Raw genomic sequence first — 23439 nt, forward strand, 5'->3', positions numbered from 1 at the left:
GCAGTTCCGACCCCAGTCGCTCCCCGCCAACATGCACCCACTCCTCGTTCGCCAAATTCGCAAGAAGCTCGCCGGCGTCGACATCACGGCGGGGCCGCTGGCAGACTTCATCGCGGCGATCGACGCGGCCTACGTGCAGGCCGATCAGGAACGTGAATTCGTGGAGCGCACGCTCGACGTCGTCTCCGAGGAACTCACCCAGGCCAACGAAAAGATTCGCCGCGACGCGGAGCACCGCCTGCAGGACCTCACCCGCTACTACGAGCAGACCCTCGAGCTGCAACAAGGCATGATCGTGTGCTTCCGGCGCGAAGGGCTGCAGTTCGTGCACACCCTGTGTCGCGGGGCCCTCGCCAACCGCTTGGGCTGGACGGCCGAGAAGGTTGAAAACCACGCGTTGAACGAGTTCCTCCCGGAGGACCGCGCCGCCGAACTCGAGCGGGTTTACGCCCAGGCTTGGGAGGGCAAGGCCGTGGCTTGGGAGGGCTGCGATACCGAAAAGGATCTCTGGTATCTCGCGCAGTTGCAGCCGCGTTATGCGGAAGGGGAGGTGTCCGAAGTGATTCTCTCGGCGGTCGAAGTCTCGGAGTTGAAACGCTCCGAAGCCGCCCTGCGCCAGGCGAAGGAAAAGGCCGAGAGCGCGGACCGGGCGAAGAGTGATTTCCTCGCCGTCATGAGTCACGAGATCCGCACGCCGATGAACGCGGTCATCGGCTTCACGAGCTTGTTGCGCGAAACCCAACTCGATGCCGACCAGTCCCGCTACGTGCGCATGATCGAGAGTTCGGGTGAGGGACTTTTGGAGGTGATCAACGACGTGCTCGACATCTCCAAGATCGAAGCCGGTCGCCTGGAGCTTTCGATCGAACCCGTCGACCCCATGCAGGTCGCCAACGACGTCGTCGACATGATGCGTTCACGGGTCGTCGACAAAAATCTCGTCTTGGAGGCCCGGGCGGTGGGGCCGGTGCCGGGTTTTGTGCGCTGTGACCGCGCGCGACTGCGGCAGATCCTGGTCAACCTCGTGGGCAACGCCGTGAAATTCACCGCCGCGGGCTCGATCACGGTCGAGCTTGATTATCGCGCGCCCGACGTGCTCATCGGCCGCGTTATCGACACCGGCATCGGCATTGCCTCCGAGGCGATGGAGCGGCTCTTCAAGCCCTTCAGCCAAGTCGACTCATCGACGACGCGAAACTACGGTGGCACCGGCCTCGGTCTCGCCATCTGCCGGCGGCTTTGCGAGGCCCTCGGCGGGGGTATCTCGGTGCAGAGTGAAGTCCGGCGCGGTTCGACCTTCACCTTCGAGATTCATGCGGTGGAAACCGGCGACCCCATGGGCGAGATCGCGGCGCTCCCGGTGGAGACCGAGCCGGTCGAGGAGCCACCCGCGTCCACCGCGCCCCGACCCTCCGTCCTGGTGGTGGATGACAACCCGACCAATCGCCGTGTCGTGGGCCTCATGCTCGAAATGAGCGGCTACGACCGGGTGGGTTTTGCCAGCACCGGCGACGAAGCCTGCGAGGTGTTGGAGCGGGATATGTATGACGTCATCTACATGGACGTCGAGATGCCCGGTCGCGACGGCATCGAGGTCACCCGCTGGCTGCGCGAGCGCGAGGACACCACCGCGACGCATCCCTGGATCATCGGCCTGAGCGCCAATGTCTTCAAAGAAACCCGACAACGGGCCGAGGCCGCCGGCATGAACCTCTTTTTGGCCAAACCCGTGCGCCGCGAAAACGTCCTCGAAGCCCTGCGCCAACGCGACGAGGCCTGAGTAGGCGTGCGCTCAAGCCGGTGAACTTGGCATGATGACGGCCTTGATGACGCCGTCGCGCTGTTGGTGGACGAGTTCGAAGGCGGCGGCGGTTTCCTCCAATTTGAAGTGGTGGGTGATGAATCCCTCCAACAGCGCGCCATAATCAGGTCGGCTCGCGAGCGCGATGGCGCGCGGGTAGGTGTGCTTCATGCGCCGGGCGAAACGGACTGTGAGGCCTTTGCGCCGGGGCACCGAGTGGCCGAACTCGCTGCGGTCGTGCGCCGGGATGCCGACCAGCACGACCCGTCCGCCGGGCCGCGCGGCCGCGAAAGTGAGGTCGATCGAGCGGTCGGCGTTGGCGACTTCGAAGGCCACGTCGACGCCACGGTCGGATGTCGCCCGGTTGAAATCGGCGAGGATCGAATCGGTGGTGCCCTCGGTCGGCACGTCCCACACGTGGTCGGCGCCGAGCGCGGCGGCCTTGGCCCGCCGCTCGGGCACCGGCTCGAAGACATGGATGGGTGCGGCACCGGCGAGACGCGCGAGGCTGAGGATGAGCAGGCCGACCGGGCCCGCGCCCAAGATCGCCACGCTGCGCGCCACCTGGAGTTTGCCGAGATCGACGGCGTGAATCGCGACGCCGAGGGTTTCCAGCAAGGAGCCGACGGCGGCCGAGGTGCGGTCGGGCAAGGTGAAGCAGTTGACCGCGGGGACCACGAGGTGCTCGCACAGCGCGCCGTGATCCGGAGGCACGCCGAAGAAACGGTGATGCGGGCACAGGTTGGGATCGCCCTCGCGGCAGTTTTCGCAGTGACCGCAGGGCACGGCGGGGTCGACCGCCACCCGGGTGCCGACGGTGAGGGGGAGGCCGGCTTCGTCGCAGGCCTCGGGTCCGACCGCCTCGATTACGCCGGCGAACTCGTGGCCGAGGGTGCAGGGTTGATCGGCATAACGACCGCCGATGCCGCCGGTTTCATACATGTGCAGGTCGGAACCGCAGACTCCGACGGCTTCGACGCGCACTTGCACTTCACCGGCCGAAGGCGGAGGCGGAGGGTTGACGTTCTCACAACGCAGGTCGAAAGGGCCGTGCAGACGAATGGCGCGCATGGTCGCTAACTGAATCGACCTCGCGCACCGGAGCGACTTAAACCGTGGGCATGAAGCGATTCCTCTTTCTTCTCGGCCTGGTCGGACTCATGGGCGGCGGACTGCGGGCCGGGGTCACGACGGTGCTTTCGACGGATATCGCGGGCGACATCGATGACACCTGGGCGCTGGCGCATCTGCTGCGCTCGCCGGAGCTCGATCTGCGGATGGTGCTCACCGAAACGGGGGAAGCCCGCTACCGGGCGGCGGTGGCGGCCAAGTTTTTGGAAGTCGCCGATCGCACCGACGTGACGGTGGCGCTGGGGCTCGATTTTGGCGTGATGGGCGACGAGCACCGCCACCAGGGACCGTGGGTCGCCGATTACGATCTCGGCGCCTACCCGGGTGAACTGGTCGAGGACGGCGTGCAGGCCTTCATCGATCTGGTGCGGGCGGCGGAGGGCGAAGTTGTGGTGATCGCGATCGGGCCGGCACCGAGCCTGGCGGCGGCGGTCGAGCGCGCGCCGGACATCGCGCGCAAATGCCGACTCTACGGCATGCATGGCAGCTTCGACGTGGGCTACGGCGGGGCGGCGAATCCAGATGCTGAATACAACGTGAAGGCCGACGTCGCCTCCTTCCGCACGCTCATGGCGGCACCGTGGCAACGCATCGCGCTCACGCCGCTCGACACCTGCGGACTGGTGATTCTGGCCGGCGAAAACTATCAGCGGGTGTGGCGCGCGACCGACGACCCCATCGCCAACGCGGTGATTGAGAACTACTGCATCTGGGCGCCGCGCGTGCCGTGGATGACCTGCGATTTCTTCACCCAGAAATCCTCCACTTTATTCGACAACGTCGCGGTCTACATGGCTTACGACGATGATTTGCTGGAGTATGAGACCATCCGTTTTTCGGTGACCAACGACGGCTTCACCGTGCGGGACGATGACGGACCCCATGTCGCCGAGGTCGCGATCCGTTGGCGCGACCTGCCGGGCTTCTACGACCACTTGACAGACCGACTGGTGAATGCGCGTTGAAGCGGGAAAAATGGCATTGAGGATCCGCAGGTCATGAGCCGTTCTCCGCGCTTTCCTTCGTCGGCGAGCCCGGGCACACCGCCGCCGTCGCGACGGCTGTCCTTTCCGTGGTTGGTCTTGGTCGTGGGGGTGAGTTTGAGCGGGCTGACGGCCGGTTGGTCCTGGCGCGAGCATCGGGCGGATGCGCGCGCCGCGTTGGAGCGCCGCGGCCAGGATATGGCGATCGCGGTGCAACGGACAATCGAGGGACGCGAGCAGGTGTTGCGGGGCATGCGAGTTCTCCTGGACCATTCCGAAGAGTTGCTGGAGCAGGAGTTTTCCGACGCAGCCCGCGACTACCGGGAGCGGTTCCCGGATATCGCCGCGCTGGAATGGGTGCCCCGGGTGGCGGCAGCGGATCGCGCCGCATTTGAGGCCGAACTCAGCCTCCGAACGGACGTTGCCTCGATCATGGAAATGACCTCCTTCGAGGATCTCACGCTGCGGCCGGCCCGAGCGCGGGCGGAGTATTTTCCCGTGACGTTCATCGAGCCGTTGGCGCCCAACCGGCCGGCGCTCGGGTTTGACATCAGCTCGGCGGCGTCCTGGCCGTCCCGCTTGTGGAGCATGCGCAATGGGGAGCCGGGGGGGTCGGGAATCACGCCCCTGTATCGTGAAGCGGACCTCGGGCCGAGTTTGGGTTGGATCATGCACCTGCCGGTCTACGTCGATCCGAGCAATCGGGCGAGTGGCGTGGACCGCACCGACCGGCTGCTGGGGTTTCTGCTCGGGGTGTTCCGCTTGGAGGACTTGCTCGCGGTGACACGAGAGTCGCAGGTGGCGTCACAGCTGGACCTCTGGCTGTTTGAGTCCGAGGGATCGGCCGGGCCGCAGCTCCATCTGCCCGTGAACGGCGAGAGCATCGTGGACGCGGCACGCATTCCCCCCTTTCAGCGGGACGATCGTTGGGCGGTGCTGCAGATCGTGCGGGCCGGCGACCGCACGTGGGAACTGGGTTTGGCCGCGACCAGGGATTGGCGGGCACAGAGCTACTCCGCCGTGCCGTTCTTGCTGTTGGTCCTGGGACTCGCGGTCACCGGCCTCGTCGTTTCGTTGATCTCCGCCGTGAGCCGCCGGCATGAGGCGGTGCGGCGTGAAGTGGAGATGCGAACCGCCCAGCTGCGGGCGAGTCGCGAGGAACTGGCCGGGGTGCTGGAGAACAGTCCCAACATGATCTTTCTGAAGGATCTGGAGGGGCGCTACCTTTCGGTGAACCCGCGGTTTTGTCAGGTGTTGGGCCAAAAGCGGGAAGACGTTCTGGGCCGCACCGACGAGGAACTGAACTTCCCGCCCGAAGAGGTCGCCGCCTATCGCGAGATCGACGAACGCGTGATCCGGGAAGGGCGTGCGTTCACCTGCGAAAATACGTCCGTGGCCGGCCCGGTGACCGTCAGCAGCCTCGTGCACAAGTTTCCGTTGTTTGACGAACACGGTGCGATTCGGGGGGTCTGCGGTATCGCCACGGATATCACGGATCTCAAACGGCTCGAAACCGAGCAACGGGCGGTGGAGCGGAAAATGTTGGAGGCCCAGCGGCTGGAGAGTCTGGGCGTGCTGGCGGGCGGGGTGGCGCACGATTTCAACAACCTGCTGACCGGTGTGCTCGGCAACACCAGCTTGGCCTTGGCGGATGTGGAGCCGGGTTCGCCGTTGGAGGAATTGCTCAAGGATGTCCGCTCCGCCGGATTGCGGGCGGCGGAGCTTTGTTCGCAGTTGCTCGATTATACCGGCAAGAACCGGCGGGAAGCGCAGGCGGCCGATCTGAACCGTTTGATCGAGGAACTGCTGCCGTTGCTGCGGCACACGGTGAGCAAGAACACGCGGCTGAGACTGGACCAGGCCGCGAATCTGCCGGCGATCCGCGTCGATCCCTCGCAGCTGCGGCAGGTCATTATGAATCTGGTGATCAACGGTTCGGAGGCCCTGGGGGAACGAGCCGGAGACGTGGTCATTGCGACGAGCACGAGCAGCCAGGACTTGGTCTGGGAACATGAAGCCTTGATTCGCGCCGAGGTGCTGACGCCGCCCTTCGTGCTGATGCGGGTCACTGACAACGGCCAAGGCATGGACGAAGCGACGCGGCAACGGGTGCTTGATCCGTTTTTCACCACCAAGTTCACCGGGCGGGGCCTCGGCTTGGCGGCGGTGGGCGGAATCGTGCGCGCACACGGCGGTGCGATGCGACTGCTGAGTCAGCCCGGGGTGGGCACCACCTTTGAGCTGGCCCTGCCGGCGACGGCCGACATCGCGATGGAGACAACCTCCGCCGCCCCGGCGGCGGATTGGACCGGCACCGGCCGCGTGCTGGTGATCGACGATGAGGAAACCTTGCGGAGGGTGGCCAGCCGCGCCCTCGAGCATCTGGGATTCGAAGTGGACCAGGCGGCGGATGGACAGACGGGCTGGGAGATGGTGGTCGCCCAACCGCAACGCTATGCCGCTGTGCTGCTGGACATGACCATGCCGGGTTGGGGCGGGCGGCAAGTATGGGGGCTCCTGCACGAGTTACGACCGGAGCTACCGGTCATTCTGATGAGCGGCTACAGCAGCATGCTCGAAGTCGGCAATTGGACCGGGGAACGGCCGGCCGGAGTGCTCGCGAAACCTTTCACGCTGGAGCAGCTGCGACAGGTCTTTCGCACCGTGCTGGACTGAGCGGGCGCCGCGGCCGCTCAGGACGGATCCGGGCGATCGTCGTCGATGAGATGGCGGAAACGCTGGTAGGAAAAGCCCACCCAGATCAACAGGCCGCCGAGCGCGATGAACGCGATGATGCGGTGCTGCACGTCGTTGATATCATGGACGAAGATGCGCCCGATACAGAGCGCGAGCACCGCCAGACCGACCACGCGATGCAGGCGGGAGCGCAGGCCCAGACCCAACGCAAAGAGCCCCAGTCCCCCCAGCGCCCACCAGGCGCTGGCATAGGTCTGCCACGGGCCGCCGGGGTTGAGCGCGGCGGCCGAAATGACCGTCGTGCCAAGAATCACGTGGAGCATCGTCCAAACGCCTCGGTCGCGGGCGTCGCGTTGCTGACGCCACCACAAGGGCGCCGCGACCGTGGCCAGACCCATCGCCGTGCCGCCGAGCAATCGCAGTCCCAGACCGCCGGTGGAAGCCGCATCGGCGCGGATCAGAAACGCGATCGCGCCCAAGCCGGCCAGTGCGCCCGCGACGAAGCGGATCGTCGGCCGATCGAGTCGGCGGGCGAATACGGTGAGGCCAATCACCACGGCTGCGGTGGCCAGGCTCAACGCCGGTCGCGGCGTGAGGTTGGTCAACGCGGCCCAGATGAGGAGCGAGCCCGCGACGGCGGCACCCCACCAGGCGGCGCGACGCATCTTGTCGTTGTCCGCGTCCTGGCCGGGCACGAGCCACCAGAGGGCAGGCAGGGCGAGGGCGGAGAAGATCAGCCACGTGTCGGCGCCGTTTTGCTGCCAGGTGGTGAGGAGGTGCCAGAAGCCCAGCAGGCTGCCGCTGAAGACGGCAAAAATCGCCGCCGTCACGATGGTTTCCTGCCGAAGCCGGCGTCCCACCGCGGCCATGGCGACCGCCGAGACGAGGGTGATGGCGAGGGCGGGGTGCGAGGGCAGGGATTGCAGGCACGCGCCGGACCAGGCGGCGTGCACGAGCACCCAGCCAAAGGTTGCCGCGCCCGGCCAACGGCCGTCGCGCGTCAGGATCCAGGTGGCGGCGGCGGTCGCTGGGATGAGCAGCGCGCTGCCAATCCAGAGCCAGGTCACGCCGTGCGCGTGCTCGGCGAAACCTTGGAGCGCGACATGGGCGTTGAGCATCGCCACCACGATCGCGACAACCGGGACGGTGGATGCCAAGCGGCGACGCATCGCTTCCAGCGCGAGCCCGAGAACGAGCGCGGCCACGATGAACCAGGCCTCTTCACCGGCAACCGCGGCGGCTACTTGCACCGGAACGGCGGCGGCGATGGCAACGATGCGACGAAACACCACGGCGGTCGTCGGCTCGAAGGTCCGCCACAGGCGGTCGGCCCAGCTCAGCAGCGCGACGCCGCCGAGCAGAAACAACGCGACCGCACCGCCGGCAGGCGAGACCAAGCGTCCCGCCAAGCCGTCGATGTCGTTGAGGAAGAAGCCCAGTGCCACGGCCCAGGTGCCGACTGCGGTGACGAAAAGTCCCGCTCGGCGGGTGCGATGGGCACCGGCGAGCAGCACGGCCGCCTCGACCAACAGTGCCACCCAGCGCGTGCGCGCATCCCAGTGCGCGATGATGCCGAGCGCGATGAGCGCCGACGCCTTCACCGCGAAGAGGGCAAGAATCGGATCTTCGGACCGAGCGCGCCAGACCAGCACGGTCACCACGCTCAACGCGGCGCCGGCGGCGAAGCACCAAGCCTCGATCGCGTCGGTGCCGTGCGCGTTTAGCGTCAAGGCGAGTCCCGCGAGGACGTGCAACGCCGTCTGCATCGCCTGCAGCATGCGCATGCGCGAATCGGTGCCGGTGGCGTCGGGACCGTGCAGCGCGCGCCCGAGTGGGACAAGATGCACGAGAAAACCGAGGGCGATGAAACCGTAGGGCAGGGCGCTATCCCAGCCGCCCGCCGGATGGGCCCAGATTTGGAACGCCAGCACGAGCTGAAGCGCCGGGGCGAGCAGTCCGCTGGCAAAGAGCGGCCCCATCCAGCCGCGGTGGCGGTGGAGCAGCATGGCGGCGAGGCTGAGCCCCAGACCGGCGAGGGCGGCGAATCCGGCCAGATCGGTTTCGAGCGATACAAAGGCCGACAAATAACCGAAACCGATCGCCATGAGCGCGATGGTGCGGGAATCGCGCCGCAGCGCCCGCCCGCCGATGTAGAGCACGGCGGCGATCTGGAGCACGGCGGCCAGCGGCGTCGCGTCGATCACTTTGACCGCGGGCACCGCATACGCGGCGAAGGCGGTGAAGTAGGTGAGTGCGAGACCGGCGCCTGTCACCACGGGACCAATACGCAGACCACGGCGCTCGAAGAAGGCGCCGGCCGCGCTGATGCCCGCCACGATGGTGGCGAGCTCGAGCCAACGCACGAGCGGCGTCGTGTGGGCGGATATATAGAGGCCAAAAAACACCACTCCGATCACCGCCAGCAGGGCGCCGATGCGGGTCGCCCACCAGGCGCCGAGTTGGGCTTCGCCTCCGGTGTCGGCGCGCGGGGGGAGGAGTTGCAGCGTGGCCAGGACCTCGTGCACGGCCGACGGTTTGACCGGAACGTTGGGGGCCGGAGCATGGCGCGGAGGGAGGGGGGGTGGCGTGGGGCGCGCCGCGGGCGTCGGCTCAGGGGCGGGTTTTGAGGGCGCGGGCGTGGGCGCAGGCGCAGCGGCTTGCGGGATGCCTTCGAGGCGATCGAGGCGGCGACGCAGGCGGCCGATTTCGCGTTCCAAAACCGCGACGCGGTCGGCCAAGGGAGCAGGGGCGGTTTCCATGGGAGGGGGCGCTGGGGGGGTTATTCGAGGCCGTTGGCCTCGGCCTCGAGGGTGGCGAGACTGCGCAGCGTGGTTGTGAGTGCGGCGGCGGTGAGTGGCGCGGCGAGTTGATGGGCGGCCGCGGCGTAGACCGGATGCACGGTTTGCCAGAGCTTGCGTCCGGCGGGCGTGAGCACGATGCGGTAGGCGCGGCGATCCTCGGGCACGGGCGCGCGGCGCACCCAGGCGGCCTTTTCCATGCGATCGATGAGGCCGGTGACATTGGAGCGGTCCACGACCAGAATTTCGCTGAGTTCGCGCTGGGTAAGGGCGTCGCCGGCATCGTGCAGCACGTGGAGCACGTTGAACTGGGCTTCGGACAGGCCGTAGGGGCGGAAGAGACGACGGCTGGCCCGCAGCAGCGCGTTGTGGGTGCGGAGGGTTTGCACGACGAGTTCGATGGACGGCGGGGTGGGCATGAAATATGGTTGATACAACAATAGTTGATATGTCAACAAACGATCACGCGGATCCCGCACAACGGTGTGCTCAGCTCACCGCGCGGCGGCGGCTTCGGCCGGGGGCGTGCTGCGTCGGGCCAACAGGTTGGCGAGAGTCGTGGCGAAGTTCTCGAGCTCGTAGGGCTTCGGAATCAGGTCGTCGAAGCCGAGCTCCTGGTGGGCGGCGATGGCTTGGTCGGACGAGTAACCACTCGATACGATGGCGCGCAGGTCGGGTTGTTGCAGCCGCAGTTGTTTCAAGGTGTCGGCGCCGCCCATGCCCCCGCGAATGGTGAGATCGAGGATGACGGCGGCGAAGGGGTGGCCGTTGGCCTGAGCGGCCGTGAAGGTTTCGATGGCGGCGTCGCCGTCGGGCACGGCGACGGGCTCGTAGTTGAGCTGCAGGAGCATCTTGGTCGCGAGGGCGCGGATACTGGCTTCGTCGTCCATGACGAGGATGCGTTGGCCGTGGCCACGGGGGGGAAGCTTTTTGGCGGCGAAGGGCGTGCCGGATTGACTGGTGCCGCGGGCGGCGGGCAACCAAACCGTGAAGGTCGTGCCGCGTCCGGGTTGCGAGGTGACCGCGATGTCGCCGTGGTGTTTGCGCACGATGGAGTAGACGGTCGCGAGGCCGAGACCGTGGCCGTCGTGTTTGGTCGAGAAGTAGGGGTCGAAGATGCGCTTGATCTTGTCCTCCGGGATGCCGCAGCCGGTGTCGCGCACCTCGAGCCGCACGAAGCGTCCCTCCGGAAGCGTGGGCGGCAACTCGGCGAAGTCGCTGACGTTGGTGAGACGAAGGTCGAGTCGGCCCTCGCCGCCCATGGCTTGTTGGGCGTTGATGACGAGGTTCTGCACGACTTGGGAGATTTGGCCCTTGTCGACATGCGCCGCCCACAGGTCGGGCGCGACGCGGGTGTCGCAACACACTCCGCTGCCGTGCAGGGCAAACTCGGTCACTTCGTTGACGATGCCGGGAAGATCCTCGGCGTTGCACACGGGCGAGCCGCCCTTGGAGAAGGTGAGCAGTTGCAGCGTGAGTTGCTGGGCGCGGCGCACGGCTTTCTCGGCGTCGGCGACGCTTTCCTCGCATTCGTGACCGGTTGGCAGGTCGAGGCGCAGCAACGAGAGGTTGCCCAGCACGACGGTGAGGAGGTTGTTGAAATCGTGGGCGATGCCGCCGGCGAGCAGGCCGAGGGATTCCAGGCGCGTGGCGTCCTGCAGTTGTTCGGAGAGGCGGGCTTCGCGTGCCATCTGGCGTTTGAGCAGGGCGGTTTGGTGGCGCACGCGGCGGCGCAGCACCCGCACCCAGATGATGCCGAGGCTGAGGACGAGCACCAGCAGAAGGGCGGCTTGGGTGAGGCGGCGCGAGGTCCACCAGGGGGCGTCGTGCAACAGGGCGACGTCGGCGGGCTCGGCCAGTTGCAGCACATAGCCGGCGGCACTCGATCGGGTCCCCTCGGAGGTCGGCACCAGCACCCCGGTGAGGCGCAGCGTGGAACCGTTGGAGGGGTGGGCGAAGGCGTCGTTTGGAAAGTCGTGGTGATCGTGGGCCAACTCGGCCTCCATCACGAGGGAGCCTTGTTGCACGGTGTAGCGGATGCGGTCCTTGGTCTCCAGCAGGTTGATCAGGGTGCCGGTGAAGGTCGCAAGATGACCGGCCAAACCGGACAGGTCGGTGGAGTCAGGTGCGATTTCGACACTGGCCGGCAGGGGGGCCTCTCCCCGGGAGCGCAGCAGGGCTTCCCGGAGCACGATTTCGCCCTGATCGCGACCCAGTCGTCCCGCCACCTCAAGGTGACGTCCCCGGGGCAACCGCTTGGTTTCGCGGGTGTGAACGCGAATCACCTCCTCCCCATCGGCGAGGTAGAGCCAGCGCCCCGGTTGATGGTAGAGGACGGTGCCGGCGATGTTGACGAAGTTGAGAACGTTGGCGCCGGGATTGAAGCGTCCGAGGCGCGACACGGGGAGCTCAGCGAGGGCAAAGGGATCGGCCGGCGGGCTGTCGATGCTGTTCAAGAGGGTTTCATCGGGAACCAGCAGGTCGATGGTTTCGAGCTGGCGCTGGGAGTTGGCCCGCGCCCGACAAACGCCGACGACCTCGACCACCGAGTGCAGCAGGTCACGACGGTTGCGTCGAGACGACACCTCGACGGCAAAGTCGCCTTCCGTGGTGGAGAGCTGGAGGGTGCAGGTGCCGTCGTTGCGGGACACGTCGAAAACGTAGCCGCGCATGGTGACCCATTGCGCGTCTTCCGAACCGGTCAGGGCGCGCTCGAGGCTCACTTCCCGACCGAGTGGATAGGACAGGGTGCCGATGGCGGTCAGACGGTTGGCGTGGATGATGGGCGCAAAATCGCCGGCACGGACGACGCCGCGCACTTCAACAAAGGACCCGGGATCAACGTGTGGCATCGCGGGAGTGCGGTCGATTTCGATGCCGCCACTCGCATCCGCGACGAAGAACGTGGTGGAATCGGGGTCGCTCCAAGTAACGACACCGCGAAGCGTGGCTTGGTGCTCGCGGGTGAGTTCAGCTTCGGGCAGTTCGCGCACCCGGGCCGCGAGGTTGAGGAAGTAGCGGTTGGCGGTGGGGCTGGCGCGGTCGGCGGACACCGGTGGGATGGCGCGAAAGGCCACGCGGCGTAGCGTCGCCAAGGCTTTGGTGTGATCCACTTCGCCGACCACTTCCACGGTTTCGCCGGCATTCACGTAGCGAACCTGTTCGGTGGTCAGGGTGAGTTGGCTGGACTCATCGCGAATGGTGAGGGTGCGGCCAACGTTTTGATCCACCACCCGGCCGCGGAGGAGGACGGCTTGTCCGGAAGGCAGGTTGGCCAGTGAATCGATGCTGACCCGCGCCGCCGTAAAGGCGGGGTCGGTTGCGACGTCTCCAAGCACCTCGATGGACTCGACGCCGGGAACCATGAGCTGCAGCTCCGTGATCTGCCCGGCGGGATCTTGGCGGGGGGCGAACACGCCCTCAATCCGCACGCGCCGGTCGACCAAGCCATCGGTCAGGCCGTTGGCTTTCCAAGTGACGTTGGCGGTCATCGTCCGGCCTTGGCGCGAAAGCGTCAGCCGGATGAAGTCCTGGTCGATGATGTCCTGCTTGTCGACCCACGCGTCCACGGTCACCAAGCTGTTGCGCAAGGCGTCGAAGCCCGACTCGGTTTCGGGCAGTGGATGTGCGGTGGGGTGGCCGCGTCCAACCACGGTGGCCGTGGCGTGGGCAAAGGTAAGGGCAGTGACCGGGGCGGGGATGACGCCGGTGAACCGGACCCGGTCGCCCGACTGGTAGGGGCGCGGTCCCGGTCCGGGATCGGCGTATTCACCCTTCGCGCCGGAATCGATCCACATGATCGTCCAGAACGGATTGTAGTAGAGCACGTCGCACTCGATGTCGTAGGCGAGGTCGGTGTCGGGGTTTTCGGTGGCGAGATTCCAGAACTCCGTGGTGGTGCGGGCCAACCGCGATGCCGCTTCGCTGGTCGCGGTGGCGGTGACCGGCTCGGCCGCCCATGCCGTGACGGTAGCCGCCAGGGTTCCGCCGAGCATGCACGCCCGGCGAACGCACCGGTCGAAAAGAGGCGGTTCGAGAGTCATGGAGGAAAGAAAAGGTGTGGCCACGGATCGGCGCCATTGTGCACAGCACCAGGCCAGTAGATCCGGGCCACGAGGGGGAACTGTATGCGTGCACACGCATTTTCTAAGCGAAGAAACTACGCAGGGCGGTGGGGTGATTTACGCAGGATTTGCCGGAAACACGCCAAGCGTTTGCACGGCGGGCGGGGGCGATCATGCTGCCGGCATGGAAACTCAACCTGCTTTCTCCCCGCTGTCGCGTCGTCGTTTTCTGGGCCAATCCGTGATGGGTATGGCTGGACTCGGACTGGGGCTGAGTTGGTCGGCGAAGGCGCAGGATTTGCTCGGCGGGCGCCGCAAACTCGGTGTGGCGCTGGTGGGATTGGGCGGCTACTCCACCGGCCAACTCGGCCCGGCGCTGCGCGAGACGAGCTTGTGCGAATTGCGCGGGGTGGTGACCGGTGATCCGCAGGGCAAAGGTCGGCGCTGGGCGCGTGAGTATGGGTTCAGCGAGAGCAGTATCTACGATTATGACACGATGCCACGCCTCGCCGAGGATCCGGCGATCGACATCGTTTACGTGGTGACGCCGCCGGGACTGCACCGGCGCGATGTGTTGGCGGCCGCGGCGGCGGGCAAGCAGGTGGTGTGCGAAAAACCGATGGCGGTGAGTGTGGCGGAGTGCGACGACATGATCGCCGCCTGTCGGGACGCCGGGGTGCGACTCTCGATGGGCTATCGCCTGCATTTCCATCCCTACCACCAACGGGTGAAGGCGCTCGCGGCGGAACAGGCTTGGGGCGGGCCGGTGGCGATGAACGGCGGCTTTGGTTATCGTATGGGAACGGGTGACGACTGGCGGGTGGACAAAGAGCTCGCCGGCGGCGGGCAGTTGCCCAACACGGGCATCTACGTGATCCAATCCGCGCTGATGGCCAAAGGCGGCGAGATGCCCGTGCGGGTGACGGCCAGCGAGCCGCCGAAGACGCGTCCCGACTATTTCAGCGAGGTGGAGGAAACGATCAACTGGACCTTCGAATGGGCCGACGGCTCCAAACTTGATGGCACCTCCAGCGGTGTCGAAGGCTCCAACCATTTTGCGGCCCGCGCCGCCGACCACACCCTTCGCCTGCAACCGGCGTTTTCCTACGACCGGCTGCGCATGACGCTCGATGGCGATGCGCTGACACCGCTCGACGGTTTCAACCAACAGGCGCACCAGATGGACGCCTTTGCGGCCGTGGTGCTGGGCCACGGCGAAGACATCGTGCCGGGCGAAATGGGCCGCCGCGACATGGTGCTCATCGACGCCATCTACCGCGCCTCGGCCTCGGGCGAGGCGGTGGAACTCGGCTGATCGGCACGACCTAGGGCGCCGGCATTTCCTTCACCGGCGTCGTCACCATCCACTCGATCCCGAAGCGATCGGTGAGCATGCCGAAGCTCTCGGACCAGAAGGTCTTGCCCAGTGGCATCGAAACCGCGCCGCCCTCGCTGAGGGCGGTGAACGCCGCCTCGGCCGCGGGGGCATCGGCCACGGTCAGCGACAGGGTGAAGCCGCCGCGGCTGCGGTCGTCTTCCTTGCAGCCGTCGGAGGCCATGAGGTGGGACTCCCCGACGAAGAAGGACGCGTGCATGATCTTGCTGGCAAAGCCCTCCGCCAGCATGCCCTCGGGCGGGCCATCCGGGCTCTGGTCGTAGCGCATCATAAACTCGACGCGCGCCCCGACGGCGGTCTGGTAAAATTCAAGGGCCTCGGCGCAACGACCGCCGAAGAAGAGGTAGGGTTCAACGAAGGGAGGATTCATATGGGGTGAAGTTCGAGAACCCTACGTCTGAACCTGGAACGGACGGACACCCTTTGCCGCTTTTTTGAAAAAATCATTCTCCGGGCGAAAATCCGTCCGTCGTGCCCGCCTCCGGGCGGTAAGCTCCGGTGCGGGTGGTGCCGGCGCGCGTGTTGTAGAGTTCGATCACGCGCAGCAACTCGGAGAGATTGAGTCGGCCATCGGCGTCGGTATCCGCATTGTGGTGACGAGCGAGCCAGATCGATTCGGTGGGGGCGGTGAAGGTATCGGTGCCGAAACCATCGTCCGTGAAGTCATCCTGGCGATAGGCGCCCGTGCGCTGGCTACCGTGACGAGTGTTGTAGAGTTCGATCACGCGCAGCAGCTCGCTCAATGAAATGCGTCGGTCGCCGTCCACGTCGGCGCTGTGCAGCACGCCGCGCCGAATCCGCAACGGATCCGGTCGGGCCATGATTTCGATCGATTCGCCGTTGATGGTGGCGGCGGCCATTGCGGCGAAGGCGAAACTCCCGACGGAGGCGGGCGGGGTGAGGGTGTAGTCGAAATTGATCTCAGTGTCCGTGGTGCCCGACCAGGTCCATTCCGCGAGACTTGTGCTGGTCGCGGCGGGACTCGTGGTCGCGGTGCTGGGACCGGGTGTCAGGGTCCAACCTTCCGGCAGGAGAACGGACCAGCTCAGGCCTGAGGTCGCCCGAGTGAGGCTCAGTCGATTCGCCACGGTGTAGCTGTCGGGTTGGTCGTCGGGACCGGTTGAGGCGATGACGCGGTGATTGCCCGTGTAAATGGACTCGCCGTCGGTCGGCACCAGCAGCGTGCCTGGGGTAGCCCAAGTGACGCCAAGCGGATTGGTTGCTCTGACCTGATAGGTGCCGACGTTGGCGGCTTCGATGTCGGAGAGCGTGAGCGAGGCGCCGGTCTCGCCCGGCAGTGCGACGCCGTCCTTGAACCACTGGTAGGTCAGGAGACGACCCGCGATACCGGCGTCGAGCACCACGGTCTGGCCGATCGAGCTCACAACGGTAGTCGCGCCGCCGTTAGAATCAGGCAGCGGCGATCGCAGACTGATCGCCCGTTGCAGCGCCCCGGAGACTCCGAGGATCAGACTGCCGTCGGCGCGGGCGGTTGCGGCGGTCACCTCTTGGTCGAGACCGAGGATCGTGAAGTCCGAGTCCTCGAAACCGTCCGCCCCGAATTTGGTGATCGGCTGCAAGGCCGCTGGGTCGCCGATGATCCGGGTTCGGCGACCACCTGCCACCAGCACGTCGCCGGACGCGAGTGGCAAGAGATCGAAGTCTGCCTCGGCGAGATGGAACGGCGACGATTCGGCGCGGCCCACGTCGAAGAAGCCCTCGGCGGGAGAGCCGTCCGGGTTCAAATGATGCAAACCGAAGTCATCCATGACCCACAGGCTCTCGTCATGGCCCAGCGCCAGGGCGCGGATGGTGGTCAACTCGTCGAACTGGGTCGCGTAGTCGACGAGGATGACGCCGTTGGAGGAGAGTCTCAACAGCACCGGGCTGTGGTCGGTGAGGTGATTGCCTCCCACCACGATGTCGCCGTCGCGGGTCTCCCATGCGTTCACGATTTCCAGCGCGGCGGAAGCAAAGGGCGGAACGAAGGTGTCCACCACGCCACCGGTGGCGGTCAGATGGAGCAGGTGCAAATCCGGATCGAGGACCGAGGTCGGGCCAAAGGAGCCGCCGATGAGCACCTGTCCGCTCGGCAAGGCCCGCACGAAAGCGGTGGTGGCGAAGTCGCCCAAGCCGGTCCAGCCGGGCGGCGGAGCAAACGTGAGATCGAGCGTGCCGTCGCGGTTGAGGCGGGCCAGTCCGTCGCGGGGGGTGCTGCCAATCCAGTTAAAGTCGCCGGTGATCAGCATCTTCCCGTCGACCTGTGGTTCGATGTTGCGGATGCGTCCGTCCACGGAGGGAGCGTTAAAGGTGTAGTCAATCGAGCCGTCGGTCTGCAGGCGGACGATGTAGGGGCTCCAGGCGTTCTGCACGTGAGTGAAATCGCCCACGATCACCGGACGTCCGTCCGGCTGGAGCCACAGGTCGTAAGCCCGACGTCGATGGGTCGGCAAAAGGGACATGGTCGGGTCGACCGCAAAGTTGGTCGTGAGCCGTGTGATCGCTTCGCTTGCGCTGGTGTCGTTGCTGCGAGCGGCGGCGACCAACGGCCGACCGGCGAAGTCGAGCGCCACATCGGTCACGGTGTTCAGCGTGTTCCAGACGGGGAGGTTCTTCATCCGGCCGTCCGTGAAGGTGTGATAAAGGCGCGTGCTGCCGATGAGCAGGGACCCATCCCGCACCACCGCGGTGCGAATGCGGTCGTTGGCGGGCGCGCCTTCCCCGGCGAAGCCACCGTCCATGACGCCGTTGGCTGCAAAGTAGCGGCGCCAACGGGCCCGCTCGGGCGAGCCCCCGAGACCGGTGACGTAGATCGTGTAGTTCGAGCCCCAGCGCAGGTCTCGCAATTCGGAGAAGGCGGAGAGGTCGGGATTAAATTCGTTGTCGAGGGTGCCGTCGGGGAGGACCCGGATGAGTCGAAGCGCGTAGCGGGACTCGGCTTCGATCCACGTTTGGTGGCCCACGAAGATGGATCGATCCCAACTTACGGCGAGGGTGGGGATGGAGGCGTCTGTGGTCGGCAGCTCGGCCGTGAAGGTCGCGTCCAACCGGCCGTCGGCGCCGAAGCGGAACAGGTGTCGCACGGGACCGGAGGGTGATTCGAGCAGCGAACCCGCGCCGTAGATGATTCCCCCGGAATCGACGACGAAGCGGGTGAGGGAGACGTCCCCCTGGAAGCGTTGGAAGGTGGAATCGAGCGAGCCGTCGCGATTGAAACGCAGCAGCGGGGTGAACATGGCTCCGGCCTCAAACCGCCCCCCCACCAACACCTTCCCGTCGTCGAGTTCGAGAATCTCGACGATGTCGCCCTCGATGGTCGTGTCGGAGGTGAAGGTGGTGTCGACGGTGCCGTCGGCGTGCACGCGCGCGACTTGGGACGTGTTATGCCCGCCCAGGGTATCGAAGGACCCTGCGATCACGAAGCCACCGTCCGCCGTTGAGGCGACCGCGTTCACCACCGTGATGCCGCCGCTAAGCGGCACCACCCAGGCGGGATCGATTTCCATGAGGTCGGGTTCCGCCGCAGGATAAACGGTGAGGCGGCCGCGCGGACTCGTGATCGTCAGGCTGCCGTCGCCCACGGTCACGTCGTAAAGACCGCTGTCATGGAGATCCGCCGCCGGGATGACCAGGTTGCGTTCGGTGGCGCCTGCGATCGGGAAACCGTGTTTGCGCCACTGGTAGGTGAGGTTGTCGCCCTCGACGTCGGGGCTGAGCGTCACGGTTTCGCCCGCGCGAGCGGTGGTGTCGGCTGGTCCGTCGCGAAAGACGAATGGTTGGGTCAGGGTGAGCGTGAGCGGACCGCCCCCGGTTGAGCCCGGGTCCCCGGTGGCGACGATGCGGTAAGTGGTGCCGGCGGTGACGTTGAACGATGCCGGGAGGGAACTTTCGGTGAAACCGACCAAGGTGAGGTCGCCGAGATCATCGCCCGTGTAGATGAAGACCTTGGGGAAAAATGAGTCGCCGCTGGATTCGATTTCCGCCCGTCCGTCGGCTGGCGCGGTCCAGGTAAACCACACCGAACGATCGGTGGTGAGGCCGCCGTGTTGCGGTTCGTCGGTCTCCCGAGTGGCGAAAACGTTGTTGGTGCTGATCGAACCTCCGCCGGCTGGGAAGGCTTGCGGCGTGGCAAAGGCGTCGTTGCTCAGGTCCAAGGGGCGCATGCGGACCAGGGCGGTTTCGGGTTCACCGGGCACCCGGAGGTTGCGACCGCCGACGAAGAGCTGGTTGTTGTGCCAAGGGAGAAAGTAGTTGATGCGACCTTCGCTCGAATATTCCGCCTCGACCGCCGCGAAGGTGTTGTCCCTGACGCCGCTGGTTTCGAGGCGTTGGGCGTGTCCCCGGTAGCCGCCGATGATCCACTTTTCGTCGGGTTGGACCCAAAAGGCCGTAGCTTGAGTAGGCGTGCCGGTGCCGGCGAAATTGAGATCCACTTCACCCTCGGCGGTGAGCCGAAGGTAGCCATTGCGGGTGCCAAACTCGGTGTTGAGTTGAGTGCCGCCGAGCAGCGCCAGTTTCGAATCCGGCAGGACAGCGACTTTCGAGACCCCGGAAAAGGCCGTGCTGCCGCCACTGAAGCTTTCATCCAGACCGCCGTCGCGGTGCAGGCGCGCTAGACCAGCGAAGGGTTTGTCGTTCACGCTGGTAAAGTTTCCGCCGACCAGGATGGAGCCGTCGGCCTGCAGGGCCAGCGATTCGACCGCCGCCGCAACATTGGTGTTGAAGCCGTCGAAGGTGGCGGAGGAATCGAAGGTCGGATCCAATGTCCCGTTCGCGAGCACGCGCCAGACGGCGTGGCCCTGCAGAGAACTCCAGCCGCAGACCAACATCCGTCCGTCGGGCAGCAGCAGACCGTCCTGCAGGTCCCAGGTCGCCGAAGTGGCGTTGACCAGTGACAAATCAAAGGTGCCGTCGGCGAAGGTTCGCGCGATGCCCCGGCGCGCCTGTCCGGCGAAGGTGTGAAATCCACCGATAAACACCATGCGTCCGTCGTCTTGGCGGAGCATCCGGTGCACCAGCCCGATGGCGGTGGTCGCGGCGGGCACGGCCGGGTCGAGTGAACCGTCGGACAGCAGGTGGGCCACGTTTTGGCGGACCACGCCGTTCACTTTGTCGAATGAACCGGACACCCACATGGAACCATCCTGATCCATTACTTGGTCGACGACTTCCCCGCCGTTCCCGAGATTGACCTGAAAGGTGGCATCGGCTTGCCCGCTGAGGTCGTAGCGAACTACGGCCGGTCCGTCGATGCCGCCCGTGGATCCGCCGGTGACAAGGCGATTGTTGCCGGCCGGGAAAAGGAAGAACGGCTGGTCTGGTGCGGTGACGCCGGAGGGATAAAAGGAGGTGTCCAGCGAACCGTTGAGATTGAGACGAATGAGCGGCGGCAGCGGATAGGCGGCACCGGCGACGATCAGCTTGCCGTCGGCCTGCTGCCAGAACCGCGGATCGTAGACGGGGACGGCAGTGCCGGGTGTGAAGCTGGTGTCGACCGCGCCGGTGCTGGTGAGGCGGTGAAGGTGGGGCGCTTCGGAATTCGTTCGAATGCCAACCACCACCTTTTGGTCGGATTGACCGAAAACCGCAATCGGCTCGCCGGGCAGGGCCTCCGCGAGTTGGAAAGCGGTATCGAGTGCCCCGTCGGGCAGCAGCCGCGCCACGCCGGGGCACGCGAAGCCTTGGTAAGTGGTGAAGCGTCCAACGACGAGAATGGAGCCATCCGTCTGCCGGGTCATGTCGAGCACATCCCCGTCGAATCCCCAGCCCCGGGTGAAGGTGTTGTCGATGCTGCCGTCCGGGTTGAGGCGGATGAGGCCGTTCAACGGTGCGTAAGCGTATCCGGCCACCAGCAGTTTGCCGTCCGGCAACACCACCATCCTTCTGATCGCCGAAAGTTGTGGTCGCTGCTCATACCAGTCGGTGTCGACTTGGCCATCGGCTTCGAAACGAACCAAGCCCTGGTAGGCGCGGTTGCCAACGTGGACGGTGAAGGCACCGGCCACGATGATCTTTCCGTCGGGCTGCGCCGCCACGCCACTGGCAATACCGTCGACCGCGAGGCCCGGGTTGAAGGAATCGTCCAGGACACCTTCCGGCGTAATGCGAGCTGCGAGCGTGTGAGGCGTGCCGCCGACGTTGTCGAACGAGCCGGCGATGATGACCGATCCGTCGGCCATCCCGACTCCGTCGTAGGCGGTCCCTTGACGATATGAAAACCTCGGTGCAAAGGACGAGTCCACTTCCATGATGTTGGGGAGCTCGGCCGGAGCCACAGCCACCCACACGGGATCGGACGCCAGTTCGCTCTCTCCCGCGGTCACCGTGACGGTGTAGTGGCCCTGATCCTGTGCGTTCGCTTCCGCGATCGTCAGCGTCGAAGTCGTGGCGCCCGGGATGGCGTAGCCGTTGTGGTGCCATTGGTAGCTGAGTTCACCGTCGCCCTCGGCGGCAACGCTCAGCGTCAAGGTTTCACCGGGCGCGACAGTGGTGGACTGGGGGGGCTCCAGCAGCTTGAGCGGCGTTTGTGCCGAGGTGGCGCAGGTTGCGATTGCCACCAGAAGGAGGCGCAGGATCGTGAGGAAACACTGCGATGGGCCGGCAATAAGCTCACCGCGGTGAGCAAAGGGAGTGATCATGGACGAGAAGGGTTTTTCACTCCAGCAGGCCAGTTCCGGAGGGCAGGGGAACACGTGAATTACCGGAGCGAGCGGATAGAGAGCAAGGGGCAAAGCCTTCAAGGTATTGTCAGACTTCTCTCTTCCTCGAAATGCCGCGCTTCCGAGGCGACGGGGCCGGGGAAGGGGATGCCCCAGAGGGTGGGGTTTTCGCAGGGGGTGCGGTCGGCGTGGCTGGCGAGGAGGTCGAAGATGTGGTCGAAGCGCAGGCTGCACTGCAGGCGTCGCTGGCCGTGGGGGCCGGCGCCGATTTTGGGGTTCAGGACGATGAGCGACTCGCTGAAGGGCGGGGCGCGTTTCATGGCCTGGGCGCGGCGGCGCACTTCGCGGTAGTCGAGGTCCCGGTTCTTGATCAGTTCGTCGAGGCGCTCGAGGTCGGCGCGCGTCACCGGACCCCACATCATGCGCCAGGTTTCCGGATGAATCGTCACCGGCGTGATGTTGACGAAGCGTTTCACGTCCCCGTCCTGCTCCCAGAAACCGAGCAGCAGGATGAAGGGCTGGTCGATGTCGTATTGGCGCAGGGCGTCGCCGAGACCGACGGCGCTGCGGTATTTGGTGGCCTTGGGGTTCACCGGCAGACCGCCGTGGCGCCGGTTGGCGTCGGCCGGAATGTCCCACTTCTGGGTGTAGCTCGCCGGCTCATAACCCTCGAAAAAGGTGTCGCGTATCCATTTTTCAAACACGACACCGTGCTGCTGCACCTCCTGCGCCGGCAGGAAGACCGCGAGGAACAGCCCAAGGATGATTGCGCGCGTCACGACGGCCGGCATCGAAGGGGGGGCCGGCGCCGACGGCAAGACAGGCCCTAGCCGCGGCCGCGCCGGGCGAGCTGCAAGTGCGCGATGAGCGCAGACAAGGAGTCGGCCGTGCGCGCGTGGATGCGGTCAAGCGTGGTCGTGTAGCCTGGCACCGCCTGACCCCCCGCCAGGATGTCGATATCGTCGGGCAGGCCGTCGCGCAGCGCGTGCAGCTGCTGCGGGAGCTGCGGGTCGTCGGCGGGGTGAATGATGCTGAGTGCGACGAGGGTCGCGCCGGAGGCGCGGGCGGCGGCGGCGATCTCCTCGGCGGGCAGGTTGGCGCCGAGGTAAAGCACCCGCCAGCCCTGGTTCTTGGCGGCGGCGGCGGCGAGCACGGCGCCCATTTCGTGCAGTTGGCCGGCGGGCGTGGTGGCGATGAGTGTGGGTGCACCCGGCTCGGGGGCAAAGGTGTGCGCGCCTTCCAACAGCACCGTGCGCAGGGTGGCGGTGGCAAAGTGTTCGTGGTGCGAGCGCAGGTCACCGGCCGACCACTTTTCGCCGATGCGCGCCAGCAGTGGAGCGATGAACCGTTGCAGCATGCCTTGGTGGCCGTGGGTGGCCTGCTCCTCGGCGACCAGCTGGCGCAGGGCCTCCTCGTCGAGTTGTTGAATGGCGTCCAACGCTCGCGCAATGGCGCCGTCGGACCCGGGCGCGGTGGCCCGGGCCGGTGCAGCCGGGTCGGCGATGAGTCGTCGCAACTCGGTCGCGGGGAGATCCGCGATATCGCCAATGCGATGTCCCGCTTCGGTGGCCTCGCGCAGCAGCCCCAGATGCTCCACCTCGCTGGCCGAGAACTGGCGCCGGTTGGTGGGCCCGCGCGTGCCGGTCAGAATGCCGTGTCGCTTCTCCCACATGCGGATGCGCTGCGGGGAGAGGCCACTGCGTTGGGCGGCGATTTTGATGGGAACGCGCATGGTCGGACTCTGTAAAAACCTAACAAAAAATAAACAAAAAAGTGCAGCGCCTTTGGCTGATGAATCAAGATAAGCCACTCGAAATGAGCGGGAAGTGAGGCGAGCTGCCGGGATTCGGGGACGTTGAAGCGCACAAAAATGAAACAAAAACGTCCCTCCGAGTATCTTTTGTGTAGCT

The 23439-nt window shown here is 66.0% G+C and carries 12 protein-coding genes; 4 read left to right on the forward strand and 8 right to left on the reverse strand.

Annotation, left to right across the window (positions count from 1 at the left end):
* The first annotated feature begins 31 nt into the window (after nucleotides 1-31).
* The gene (locus AC0MRV_RS01235; protein ID WP_472762599.1) at nucleotides 32-1780 is read left to right on the forward strand and encodes an ATP-binding protein; all 1749 of its coding nucleotides are present in this window, start codon (nucleotides 32-34) and stop codon (nucleotides 1778-1780) included.
* A gap of 12 nt (nucleotides 1781-1792) precedes the next feature.
* Here AC0MRV_RS01235 and AC0MRV_RS01240 read toward each other — a convergent pair whose 3' ends face one another.
* Nucleotides 1793-2872, reverse strand: a complete 1080-nt coding sequence (locus AC0MRV_RS01240; RefSeq protein ID WP_472762600.1) for a zinc-dependent alcohol dehydrogenase — start codon at nucleotides 2870-2872, stop codon at nucleotides 1793-1795.
* A 50-nt stretch (nucleotides 2873-2922) separates the two neighbouring features.
* Between AC0MRV_RS01240 and AC0MRV_RS01245 the strand changes: the two genes are divergently transcribed.
* Both AC0MRV_RS01245 and AC0MRV_RS01250 read left to right on the forward strand, forming a co-directional pair.
* Complete coding sequence (locus AC0MRV_RS01245; protein WP_472762601.1) at nucleotides 2923-3897, forward strand: nucleoside hydrolase; 975 nt, start codon at nucleotides 2923-2925, stop codon at nucleotides 3895-3897.
* A 33-nt stretch (nucleotides 3898-3930) separates the two neighbouring features.
* Nucleotides 3931-6591, forward strand: a complete 2661-nt coding sequence (locus AC0MRV_RS01250) for a CHASE domain-containing protein (protein WP_472762602.1) — start codon at nucleotides 3931-3933, stop codon at nucleotides 6589-6591.
* Nucleotides 6592-6608: 17 nt separating this feature from the next.
* Here AC0MRV_RS01250 and AC0MRV_RS01255 read toward each other — a convergent pair whose 3' ends face one another.
* The 3 genes from AC0MRV_RS01255 to AC0MRV_RS01265 form a co-directional block, all read right to left on the reverse strand.
* Entirely contained in the window at nucleotides 6609-9371 is a 2763-nt protein-coding gene (locus AC0MRV_RS01255) for a DUF2339 domain-containing protein (protein WP_472762603.1), read from the reverse strand.
* Nucleotides 9372-9391: 20 nt separating this feature from the next.
* Nucleotides 9392-9829 carry a MarR family winged helix-turn-helix transcriptional regulator gene (locus AC0MRV_RS01260; protein WP_472762604.1) on the reverse strand — a complete coding sequence of 146 codons (438 nt, stop codon included), beginning with the start codon at nucleotides 9827-9829 and terminating at the stop codon, nucleotides 9392-9394.
* Between the two features lie 75 nt (nucleotides 9830-9904).
* Nucleotides 9905-13405 (reverse strand): ATP-binding protein, encoded by a 3501-nt coding sequence (locus AC0MRV_RS01265; protein ID WP_472762605.1) that lies wholly within the window; start codon nucleotides 13403-13405, stop codon nucleotides 9905-9907.
* A gap of 253 nt (nucleotides 13406-13658) precedes the next feature.
* Here AC0MRV_RS01265 and AC0MRV_RS01270 point away from each other — a divergent pair, with 253 nt between their 5' ends.
* Entirely contained in the window at nucleotides 13659-14789 is a 1131-nt protein-coding gene (locus AC0MRV_RS01270) for a Gfo/Idh/MocA family protein (protein ID WP_472762606.1), read from the forward strand.
* Nucleotides 14790-14799: 10 nt separating this feature from the next.
* Here the strand turns inward: AC0MRV_RS01270 and AC0MRV_RS01275 are convergent, their stop codons facing one another.
* The 4 genes from AC0MRV_RS01275 to AC0MRV_RS01290 all read right to left on the reverse strand — a co-directional run bounded on the left by AC0MRV_RS01275 (nucleotide 14800) and on the right by AC0MRV_RS01290 (nucleotide 23261).
* On the reverse strand, nucleotides 14800-15240 hold the full coding sequence (locus AC0MRV_RS01275) for a VOC family protein (RefSeq protein ID WP_472762607.1): 441 nt from the start codon (nucleotides 15238-15240) through the stop codon (nucleotides 14800-14802).
* Between the two features lie 73 nt (nucleotides 15241-15313).
* On the reverse strand, nucleotides 15314-21508 hold the full coding sequence (locus AC0MRV_RS01280) for an immunoglobulin domain-containing protein (protein WP_472762608.1): 6195 nt from the start codon (nucleotides 21506-21508) through the stop codon (nucleotides 15314-15316).
* A gap of 98 nt (nucleotides 21509-21606) precedes the next feature.
* Nucleotides 21607-22308, reverse strand: coding sequence for a hypothetical protein (locus AC0MRV_RS01285; protein WP_472762609.1), 702 nt, complete (start codon nucleotides 22306-22308; stop codon nucleotides 21607-21609).
* Between the two features lie 47 nt (nucleotides 22309-22355).
* Complete coding sequence (locus tag AC0MRV_RS01290) at nucleotides 22356-23261, reverse strand: MerR family transcriptional regulator (protein ID WP_472762610.1); 906 nt, start codon at nucleotides 23259-23261, stop codon at nucleotides 22356-22358.
* Nucleotides 23262-23439: the final 178 nt, after the last annotated feature.

This window comes from Actomonas spartinae (assembly GCF_051209155.1).
Taxonomy (GTDB): Bacteria; Verrucomicrobiota; Verrucomicrobiia; order Opitutales; family Opitutaceae; genus Actomonas.

Excerpts from the sequence above, each read along its gene's own strand:
- AC0MRV_RS01235 (WP_472762599.1), top strand. The coding sequence starts at position 32 with ATGCACCCACTCCTCGTTCGCCAAATTCGCAAGAAGCTCGCCGGCGTC.
- AC0MRV_RS01240 (WP_472762600.1), bottom strand. The coding sequence starts at position 2,872 with ATGCGCGCCATTCGTCTGCACGGCCCTTTCGACCTGCGTTGTGAGAAC.
- AC0MRV_RS01245 (WP_472762601.1), top strand. The coding sequence starts at position 2,923 with ATGAAGCGATTCCTCTTTCTTCTCGGCCTGGTCGGACTCATGGGCGGC.
- AC0MRV_RS01250 (WP_472762602.1), top strand. The coding sequence starts at position 3,931 with ATGAGCCGTTCTCCGCGCTTTCCTTCGTCGGCGAGCCCGGGCACACCG.
- AC0MRV_RS01255 (WP_472762603.1), bottom strand. The coding sequence starts at position 9,371 with ATGGAAACCGCCCCTGCTCCCTTGGCCGACCGCGTCGCGGTTTTGGAA.
- AC0MRV_RS01260 (WP_472762604.1), bottom strand. The coding sequence starts at position 9,829 with ATGCCCACCCCGCCGTCCATCGAACTCGTCGTGCAAACCCTCCGCACC.
- AC0MRV_RS01265 (WP_472762605.1), bottom strand. The coding sequence starts at position 13,405 with ATGCTCGGCGGAACCCTGGCGGCTACCGTCACGGCATGGGCGGCCGAG.
- AC0MRV_RS01270 (WP_472762606.1), top strand. The coding sequence starts at position 13,659 with ATGGAAACTCAACCTGCTTTCTCCCCGCTGTCGCGTCGTCGTTTTCTG.
- AC0MRV_RS01275 (WP_472762607.1), bottom strand. The coding sequence starts at position 15,240 with ATGAATCCTCCCTTCGTTGAACCCTACCTCTTCTTCGGCGGTCGTTGC.
- AC0MRV_RS01280 (WP_472762608.1), bottom strand. The coding sequence starts at position 21,508 with ATGATCACTCCCTTTGCTCACCGCGGTGAGCTTATTGCCGGCCCATCG.
- AC0MRV_RS01290 (WP_472762610.1), bottom strand. The coding sequence starts at position 23,261 with ATGCGCGTTCCCATCAAAATCGCCGCCCAACGCAGTGGCCTCTCCCCG.